Source organism: Gemmatimonadaceae bacterium, from assembly GCA_030647905.1.
Lineage (GTDB): Bacteria > Gemmatimonadota > Gemmatimonadetes > Gemmatimonadales > Gemmatimonadaceae > UBA4720.
On the sequence record JAUSJA010000035.1, the window covers coordinates 33,075 to 41,839 of the forward strand.

Annotated in this window: 10 protein-coding genes; all 10 read right to left on the reverse strand. The window is 63.7% G+C overall.

Features of this window, described 5'->3' with window-relative positions:
• Positions 1-18 precede the first annotated feature (18 nt).
• A complete protein-coding gene (locus tag Q7S20_13800; protein ID MDO8502907.1) occupies positions 19-1,065 on the reverse strand; it encodes a Gfo/Idh/MocA family oxidoreductase in 1,047 nt (348 codons plus the stop codon).
• A complete protein-coding gene (locus tag Q7S20_13805) occupies positions 1,062-1,727 on the reverse strand; it encodes an acyltransferase (GenBank protein MDO8502908.1) in 666 nt (221 codons plus the stop codon). Before Q7S20_13805 ends, Q7S20_13800 begins: the two co-directional genes overlap by 4 nt.
• On the reverse strand, positions 1,691-4,933 hold the full coding sequence (gene carB / locus Q7S20_13810; protein MDO8502909.1) for a carbamoyl-phosphate synthase large subunit: 3,243 nt from the start codon (positions 4,931-4,933) through the stop codon (positions 1,691-1,693). Before carB ends, Q7S20_13805 begins: the two co-directional genes overlap by 37 nt.
• Positions 4,934-5,059: 126 nt before the next feature.
• Positions 5,060-5,281: a 50S ribosomal protein L28 gene (gene rpmB, locus Q7S20_13815; GenBank protein MDO8502910.1), complete on the reverse strand. Its 222-nt coding sequence runs from the start codon at positions 5,279-5,281 to the stop codon at positions 5,060-5,062.
• Between the two features lies 1 nt (position 5,282).
• A complete protein-coding gene (rplQ, locus tag Q7S20_13820; protein MDO8502911.1) occupies positions 5,283-5,636 on the reverse strand; it encodes a 50S ribosomal protein L17 in 354 nt (117 codons plus the stop codon).
• A gap of 5 nt (positions 5,637-5,641) precedes the next feature.
• A complete protein-coding gene (locus tag Q7S20_13825; GenBank protein ID MDO8502912.1) occupies positions 5,642-6,715 on the reverse strand; it encodes a DNA-directed RNA polymerase subunit alpha in 1,074 nt (357 codons plus the stop codon).
• A gap of 177 nt (positions 6,716-6,892) precedes the next feature.
• On the reverse strand, positions 6,893-7,525 hold the full coding sequence (gene rpsD, locus Q7S20_13830; GenBank protein ID MDO8502913.1) for a 30S ribosomal protein S4: 633 nt from the start codon (positions 7,523-7,525) through the stop codon (positions 6,893-6,895).
• A gap of 3 nt (positions 7,526-7,528) precedes the next feature.
• The gene (gene rpsK, locus Q7S20_13835) at positions 7,529-7,906 is read right to left on the reverse strand and encodes a 30S ribosomal protein S11 (protein MDO8502914.1); all 378 of its coding nucleotides are present in this window, start codon (positions 7,904-7,906) and stop codon (positions 7,529-7,531) included.
• Positions 7,907-8,284, reverse strand: a complete 378-nt coding sequence (rpsM, locus tag Q7S20_13840) for a 30S ribosomal protein S13 (GenBank protein MDO8502915.1) — start codon at positions 8,282-8,284, stop codon at positions 7,907-7,909.
• A gap of 3 nt (positions 8,285-8,287) precedes the next feature.
• Entirely contained in the window at positions 8,288-8,404 is a 117-nt protein-coding gene (gene rpmJ, locus Q7S20_13845; GenBank protein MDO8502916.1) for a 50S ribosomal protein L36, read from the reverse strand.
• Positions 8,405-8,765: the final 361 nt, after the last annotated feature.

Sequence of the window (8,765 nt, forward strand, 5' to 3'; positions counted from 1 at the left end):
CCTGTAAAGATGACTGGTTCATACCTTCAGCGGGAGCGGCACGTCGCCCCCCGTCTTCGCGGATTCGTAGATGCCGAGGATGAGCTCGAGCGACTTGCGCCCGGCGCGGCCATCGGTGTCGGGCCTGGCGTCCCCGCGCAGCACGGCCAGCACGTTCCGGTAGTACCCCTCGTGCCCGTAGCCGTACACGTTCGGCGGATTGCTGTCGGCTGAATTCACCAGCTCGTCGTCGGGATCGCTGTCGGCGAATTCCCAGTGCTCGATCCTGTTGACGGCCGTGCCGCCGATCTTCACGGTCCCCTTCTCTCCGAGAACGGTGATGGATCCCTCCAGGTTCCGGGGATAGGTGAGCATCGTCACCTCGATCACGCCGAGCGCGCCTGACCGGAATCGGAGGATGGCGACTCCGGTGTCCTCGGTCTCGATCCGACGGGCGAGCGTCGCCGTCTTGGCCATCACGCTTTCGACCGGTCCCATCACCCACTGAATCAGGTCCACGTAATGCGACGCCTGATTCATGAACGCCCCGCCGTCGAACTCCCACGTTCCGCGCCACTCGGCCTGATCGTAGTACTCCTGCGGCCGGGTCCAGAACACCGTGCAGTTCGCCATGTAGAGCCGCCCGAAGCGTCCCTTGTCCACCGCCCGTTTGAGCATCTGAACGGGAACGTTCAGCCGATTCTGCTTCACGACGAACAGGTGGACGTGAGCCGCGTCGCACGCATGTACGAGCTTGTCGGCGCTGCGAAGCGAGATTGACATCGGCTTCTCGGTCACGACGTGCTTTCCCGCCTGCGCCGCCATGACCCCCTGGGCGGCATGCAGTCCCGAAGGCGTCGCAATCGTCACCACGTCGCATTCGACTTCAGCGAGCATCTTCTCATACGAAGTGAACCACGAAATTCCCAGCGGCTCGGCGATCGCGCGCGCGCGGGCTGCATCGTTGTCACACGCGGCCACGAGCTGGAGCCCGTCAACACGCGCGATCGCCTCGACGTGATTCCTGCTGATCCGTCCGCACCCCACGAGCGCGATGCGGAATGTCCGTCCGGGTTCCTCACTCAACTGCCGCTCACTCTTTCGATGGTCTCGCCCATGTTTTTGTAGCTCGTCCCGCACGCTGAGCAGGTCATGATCTTTGCGTCTGCGTCTGCGTCTGCGTTCGCCTCTGCGTCTCTGCGTGGCGCAGCCCTCTGCGCCTCGAGCTTCACCCCGCACTGGCACATCCAGCCGATCCTGCGCCCCGGCACGCCAACGACGAGCGCGTAGGCAGGAACGTCAGCGGTGACGACGCTCCCCGCTCCAATGAACGCGTACTCCCCGAGGGTCACGCCGCACACGATCGTCGCGTTGGCGCCAATGCTCGCACCGCGCTTCACGAGCGTCCTGCGGTACTCGTCCTTCCGGGACACATGGCTGCGCGGATTGATGACGTTCGTGAACACCATGGATGGCCCGCAGAAAACGTCGTCCTCGAGCTCGACCGCATCGTAGACCGAAACGTTGTTCTGGATCTTCACGTTGTTGCCGATGCGAACGTCGTTCATCACGACGACGTTCTGACCGAGGGAGCATCTCTCGCCGATCACGGCGCCGCCGTTCACGTGACAGAAGTGCCAGATCTTTGTGCCGGCACCGATTACGGCGCCGTTGTCCACGTACGCCGATTCGTGTATGAATGGCTGGTCGCTCACGTGGTCGCCCCCGTCGCCAGCTCCGAGTGCCATTCCTGGATGGACCGCACTTCCGGCTCCTGGGAGCGCATGGACTCGATTGCGTCGCACGCGGCCGCCGCCGCCGAAAGCGTCGTCGTGTACGCCACACCGTGCGCGATCGCCGCCTGTCGCAGCGTATAGTCGTCCTGCTGCGCATGCTTTCCGAACGGCGTGTTGATGAGCATCTGCACGTCGCCGTTCAGGATGAGATCTATGCCGTGCGGCCTTCCCTCATGCACCTTGAATACGCGCGACACGGGAATTCCACTGGCGCTCAGGTACCGCGCCGTTCCCTCGGTGCCGAGGAGACTGAATCCCATTTCGTGGAAGCGGCGCGCGATGGGGACCACCGCCTTCTTGTCGAAGTCGTTGACGGTGAGAAGGATCGTCCCCTTCGACGGGAGACGGTTGTCCGCCGCGAGCTGCGCCTTTGCGAACGCCGTGCCGAATGACGACGCGACTCCCATGACCTCACCGGTAGAGCGCATCTCCGGCCCGAGGATCGGATCGAACTCGCGGAACTTGGCGAACGGGAACACCGCCTCCTTCACCGATATGTATTCGGGCACAATCTCCTCGGTGAAGCCCATGTCGGCGAGCTTCTCGCCCAGCATTGTGCGCGCGGCGAGGGCGGCGAGAGGCACACCGATCGCCTTCGAGACGAACGGAACCGTCCGGCTTGCGCGGGGATTCACCTCCAGCACGTAAACGTTGCCGTCCTTGATTGCATACTGGACATTTATCAGCCCGATCACGCCGAGCGCCTTCGCGAACGCGACGGTGTGGTCGCGCATCGTCTGCATGTCCTCTTCGCCGATGCGATACGGCGGCAGCACGCAGGCCGAGTCTCCGGAATGGATGCCCGCGTCCTCGATGTGCTGCATGATGCCGCCGATCACGACGGTCTCTCCGTCGGCGAGGGCGTCGACGTCGGCTTCGAACGCGTCCTCGAGAAACCGGTCAATGAGCACCGGCCTTTCCTCGGATACGCGGGCGGCACGCTCGAAATAATGCTCGAGCGACGGCGCGTCGTACACGATCTCCATCGCCCGCCCGCCAAGTACGTACGACGGGCGTACGAGCACGGGATACCCGATCCTCTCGGCAACGGCGACGGCTTCGGCGACGTTGGTCGCCGTGCCGTTGGGCGGCTGCATGACGCCAAGCTTCCGCGCGATGGCATCGAAGCGCCGCCGGTCTTCGGCGGTGTCGATCGCGTCGGAGGACGTTCCGAGAATCGTCACTCCCGCCGCCTCGAGCCCGTGCGTGAGCTTGAGCGGAGTCTGCCCGCCGAGCTGCACGATCACGCCGAGCGGCCTTTCCCGCTCGACGATCTCGAGAACGTGCTCGAGGGTGAGGGGCTCGAAGTACAGCTTGTCCGAGATGTCGAAGTCGGTGGAGACAGTTTCAGGATTCGAGTTGATCATGATCGTCTCGTAACCCTGGTCCCGAAGCGCAAGCGAGGCGCGGACGCAGCAGTAATCGAATTCAACTCCCTGCCCGATGCGATTGGGCCCGCTGCCGAGAATCACGACCGACTTCCGGCCGGAACGCGGCGCCTCGTCCTCCTCGTCATAGCTGCTGTAGAGGTAGGGGGTGGCCGACGGAAACTCGCCCGCGCACGTGTCCACCATCTTGTAAGCCGGCCTGACGCCCAGGTCCCAGCGGTGACGGCGAACCGCTTCCTCCGTGCTGTCCCGCAAAGCGGCGAGCTGGCGGTCGGAAAACCCCATGCGCTTCATGCGGCGCATCTCGTCCGCGCCAACCTTTCCGAGCGCGGAGAACTCGTTCTCGGCCGCGACCAGCTCTTCCATCTGCGAGAGGAACCACGGATCGATCTGCGTCAGCTCGTGGATTTCCTTCGTCGTCATGCCCGCGTCGAATGCGCGCTTGATCTGATAGATCCGTTCCGGCGTCGGCTGCCTGAGCGCGCCGCGAAGTGCCTCGATGGAATCGTCGGGCAGACGGTCATCCGCGAGGAGCGCGCCGGTGGCCCAGCCCGGGCGGTCCGTTTCGAGAGCACGCAGTCCTTTCTGCAGCGCCTCCTTGAACGTCCGCCCGATGGCCATGGACTCGCCGACGGATTTCATCTGCGTCGTGAGCTGCGGATTGGCGGCGGTGAACTTCTCGAAGGCGAACCGCGGGCACTTGACGACGACGTAGTCGAGCACCGGCTCGAACGACGCTGGTGTCGTCTTCGTGATGTCGTTGGGGATCTCGTCGAGCCGGTATCCGACCGCAAGCTTGGCGCCGATGCGCGCGATCGGGAAGCCCGTCGCCTTTGACGCGAGCGCGGACGACCGCGACACGCGCGGGTTCATCTCGATCACCAGCATCTCGCCATTGGCTGGATTGACTGCGAACTGGATGTTGCAGCCACCCGCCTCGACGCCGATCTCGCGGATGACGGCGACCGCCGCGTCGCGCATCTTCTGGTACTCGCGGTCAGTGAGCGTCATTGCCGGCGCCACCGTGATCGAGTCGCCCGTGTGCACTCCCATCGGATCGATGTTCTCGATCGAGCAGACGATGACGACGTTGTCCGCTCCGTCGCGCATCACCTCGAGCTCGAACTCCTTCCAGCCGATGACGCTGCGCTCGACGAGCACCTGGCTCACCGGCGAGAGCTCGAGTCCGCGGCGCACGATCTCCTCGTACTCATCGCGGTTGTAGGCGATTCCGCCGCCGGTTCCGCCGAGCGTGAACGCCGGGCGGATGATCGCCGGAAAGTCGACCATCTCGACGAGCGCAAGCGCCTCGTCGAATGTCGTCGCGATCCCGCCCTGCGGCACCGCCAGCCCGATCCGCCGCATCGCATCGGCGAACTGTCCCCTGTCCTCGGCCATCGCGATCGCGCGGGCGTCGGCGCCGATGAGTTGAACGCCGTACTTCGCGAGCACCCCGTTCTCGTGGAGCCTCATCGCGACATTGAGGGCGGTCTGCCCGCCCATCGTCGGGAGGAGAGCGTCGGGGCGCTCCTTCTCGATCACCAGCTCGACGTACTCGGGGGTGACCGGCTCGATGTAGGTTCGGTCGGCGAACTCCGGGTCGGTCATGATCGTCGCCGGGTTCGAGTTCACGAGGATGACCTCGTAACCCTCTTCCGTCAGCGCCTTGGCCGCTTGAGTGCCGGAGTAGTCGAACTCCGCTCCCTGCCCGATAACGATCGGGCCGGAACCGATGAGGAGGATGCGGTGGAGATCATCGCGACGGGGCATGGACCTAACTGCGGGTAGTTCTAAGTTGACTTTGCAGTTGCGCTTTCCTCAATCGTGTCTGGTTGGTGGGCAGAAAAAAGGGGAGCACGGAACGCGCTCCCCTCTCTCGTCCGCCAAGGCAGGAATCTACGCAGCCGAGACGCCACGTGGGGCACGCTGGACCTTTCCGGCGTGCAGGCAGCGGGTGCAGACCTTCACCTTGGTGATCTTCCCGTCCACCACGATGCGGGCGACCTGGAGATTCGGCTTCCACGTGCGGCGCGTCCTGTTGTTGGCGTGCGAGACGTTGTTGCCGAAAGCGACGCCCTTGTCGCACACATAGCAGCGGCTTCTGTTGATCGGTGCCATGTCAGTCCACCAGTTCGATGCGAGCCATCTCTGCGCCATCACCCTTGCGGTGGCTGGTCTTCAGGATGCGCGTGTATCCGCCGGCGCGCGAAGCGAACTTCGGGCCGATCTCGTTGAACAGCTTGTCGTTCAGACCGCGGACCTGGACGTGACGTCCGGTGAGGCGCCGGTCATGCAGCGTGCCCGAGCGGGCCTTGGTGATCAGTCTCTCGACGAACGGACGCAGTTCTTTCGCGCGCGCCTCGGTCGTCTCGATCGCGCCGCGCTCGATCAGAGCCATGGCGAGACCTCTCATGAGGGCCAGCTTCTGCTCGGCTGTGCGCTTGAGTGAACGGCCTTTCTTACGGTGACGCATCTCTCTTACTCCTCGTCTTCGTCGGCAGCGGCCGTCGCGACGTTACGGTTGGGCGGAGTGCCGGGGTCGGTGATACGCACACCGTCCGGCGTCTCCTCGAACTTCATGCCGAAATTCAGCTTGTGCTTCTCGAGGAGATCCACGATCTCGTTGAGAGACTTCTTGCCGAAGTTCTTGACCTGCAGGACCTGGCTCTCGGTCATCTTCACCAGATCGCCGAGGGTCCGGATTCCCGAGTTCTTGAGCGAGTTGACCGACCTCACCGAAAGCTCGAAATCGTCGATCGGCGTGCGCAGATCGGTCGCGAGGCGCTGTGCGTCGCCGCCCGGCATCTCCGTTCCCGCGGTCAGCGGCGCCGACGAGTGCGAGCCGAAGCCCGCAAAGTACTGGAAGTGCGTCTGCGCGAGGGCCGCGGCGTAGCTCACCGCCTCTTCAGGTGAGATCGTGCCGTCTGTCTCGACGGTCAGCGTCAGGCGATCGTAGTCGGTGCGCTGTCCGACGCGGGTCTCGGCGACCGCGAAGTTGGCACGGCGGACCGGGTTGTAGATCGAGTCGATGCGGACGACGTCCACGGGAAGGCTCTTGTCCACGACGTGCTGGTCGGCCTCGACATAGCCGCGTCCCTTGTTGACGTACAGCTCGACGTTGATGTCGCGGTCGTCCTGGAGCGTGAAGAGGTGTTGGCTGCGGTCGAGGATCGTGACGCCGGGATCAGCCTCGATGTCGCCGGATGTCACGGCGCCCGACTCTCCCCTGGAGATGCGGAGGATCGTGTCTTCCTTATCCTCGTCCAGCGCGAGCGTCAGGTTCTTGAGATTGCCGATGATCTGGTGCACGTCCTCGACGACTCCGGGAATCGTCTGGTGCTCGTGCAGCACTCCGTCAATGCGGATGCCCCACACCGCGGATCCGCGGAGGGACGACAGCAGCATGCGACGCATGGCGTTGCCCAGCGTGTGGCCGAATCCGCGCTCCAGCGGCTGGAGGCGGAACTCTGCAGCGTTCGGATTGTCTTCGCGCTTCGTCGCCTCGACGAGCTGCGGACGGACAAGTCCCTTGAGATCTATTGCGTTAGCCATTGTTCAGTATTTCCTCACGTCCCACCCCGCCCCTGACGCGCGGTGAGCCCGTACGGGAGTCAGGGTCCCGTCATGGCGACTGCATCGCTTGCCGTCGCCTTCATATGTGAAACCGTTACCTGTTGCCCGCTGCCGGTTGTCCGTAACGGGTAGCGGGTAACGGGTAACGGGTAACTCTTACTTCGAGTAGAGCTCGACGACGAGTTGTTCCTGCGCCGCGATCGGAATGTTCGGGCGGGTCGGACGCTCCAGCATCCGGCCGCTGAGTGTGCCCTTGTCCACGGCGATCCACGAGAGCGGCGCGCCGCGGCTCGACTGGTCCATCGCGACCATGACGGAGACCTGCTCGCGGGACTTCATGCGCACGCGGACTTCCTCACCCGGAGCGACGATGTAGCTCGGGATGTCCACCGGCTTCTGGTTGATCTCGACGTGGCGGTGGCTGACGAGCTGGCGCGCGGCCTTGCGGCTGGACGCGAAGCCCATGCGGTACACGACGTTGTCGAGGCGGCTCTCCAGAGCGGCGAGAAGATTGTGTCCGGTGATTCCGGGCTGCGATGCGACGCGCTCGAAAGTGTTACGGAACTGCTTCTCGCTCACGCCGTAGATGCGCTTGATCTTCTGCTTCTCACGGAGCTGCTTGGAGTACTCCGACATCTTGCGGCGGCGGGCAGTGCTCGCACCGTGCTGTCCCGGGGGCGTCGGACGACGCTCGACGGGGCACTTCTCGGTGAAACACTTGGTGCCCTTGAGGAACAGCTTGGTTCCTTCGCGGCGGCACTGACGGCAGCTGGGTCCTGTATAACGCATCGGTCAGACTCTCCGGCGCTTGGGAGGACGGCAGCCGTTGTGCGGAATCGGCGTCACATCCTTGATCGATTTGACCTGGAGTCCGGCGGAGACGAGGGCCTGGATGGCTGACTCACGACCCGAGCCCGGTCCCTGCACGCGGACATGCACGCGGCGAACGCCGAGCGTGACGGCCTCGCGCCCAGCCTGCTCGCCGGCGACGGTCGCCGCGAACGGGGTGGACTTCTTCGAGCCCTTGAAGCCGGCCTTGCCCGACGAGCCCCAGGAGATCGTGTTCCCGTGGGCGTCGGTAATTGTGATCGTGGTGTTGTTGAAGGTGGCGCTGACGTGAGCGACCCCTTCCGCCTCGATGATGCGCTTGGTCTTCTTTCCGATAGCCATTTACTTCGTAACCTTCTTCTTGCCCGCGATCGCGCGGCGCGGCCCCTTCTTGGTGCGGGCGTTCGTATGTGTGCGCTGACCACGGACGGGAAGGCCGCGACGGTGGCGGCTGCCACGGTACGACCCGATGTCCATCAGTCGCTTGATGTTCATCGCCACTTCGGTGCGGAGAGCTCCCTCGACTCGGAAGTCCTTCTCGATTGCCTGGCGAAGGCGATTGGTGTCCGCGTCATTCAGATCGCGAACGCGCTGATCGGCGCTGACTCCGGTCTCCTTCAGGATCCGCTGGGCAGTTGCCCGGCCGATGCCGAAGATGTAGGTCAGCCCGATTTCCAGCTTCTTGTCGCGTGGAAGATCCACGCCAGCGATACGTGCCATTTATCAGCCCTGCCGCTGCTTATGCTTGGGGTTTCTGCTGCAGATGATGCGAACCACGCCCTTGCGCTTGATCACCTTGCAGTGCTCACAGATCGGCTTGACGCTGCTGCGTACTTTCACAAAAGCTCCTATGGACGCGCAAAGTCCCCGCGCTGGCGCGGAGAGGGAATTCAGAGTTAGCCTTTGAAAATACCGAGTCCGCGAAACGAATGCAACCCAATGACACGGGCCGGGGGTCAGTTTAGCTCGGCAGTCGGTTCACAGGGTGGGAAACAGGCTAGCCGGTCCGATTTCACCTGAGAAAGTACTTGTCCTCTGCCATGTCTCTGCACTCGCCACGAAGACACGAAGAGCACGGAGGAAAACGGTTACTGGGGGAACTGCGCGGCCATGCAAAAAAGAGATGCTCAGTGCCTCCATTGAATATGAGCCTGAGTGATTGGGAGACAGAGAGCCTCATGGAACGTATTATCGGCGCTGC

Bases quoted from the DNA above. Each gene is read 5' to 3' on its own strand.
- Q7S20_13805 (MDO8502908.1), bottom strand. From the start codon at position 1,727: ATGGCACTCGGAGCTGGCGACGGGGGCGACCACGTGAGCGACCAGCCA.
- carB (MDO8502909.1), bottom strand. From the start codon at position 4,933: ATGCCCCGTCGCGATGATCTCCACCGCATCCTCCTCATCGGTTCCGGC.
- rpmB (MDO8502910.1), bottom strand. From the start codon at position 5,281: ATGGCACCGATCAACAGAAGCCGCTGCTATGTGTGCGACAAGGGCGTC.
- rplQ (MDO8502911.1), bottom strand. From the start codon at position 5,636: ATGCGTCACCGTAAGAAAGGCCGTTCACTCAAGCGCACAGCCGAGCAG.
- Q7S20_13825 (MDO8502912.1), bottom strand. From the start codon at position 6,715: ATGGCTAACGCAATAGATCTCAAGGGACTTGTCCGTCCGCAGCTCGTC.
- rpsD (MDO8502913.1), bottom strand. From the start codon at position 7,525: ATGCGTTATACAGGACCCAGCTGCCGTCAGTGCCGCCGCGAAGGAACC.
- rpsK (MDO8502914.1), bottom strand. From the start codon at position 7,906: ATGGCTATCGGAAAGAAGACCAAGCGCATCATCGAGGCGGAAGGGGTC.
- rpsM (MDO8502915.1), bottom strand. From the start codon at position 8,284: ATGGCACGTATCGCTGGCGTGGATCTTCCACGCGACAAGAAGCTGGAA.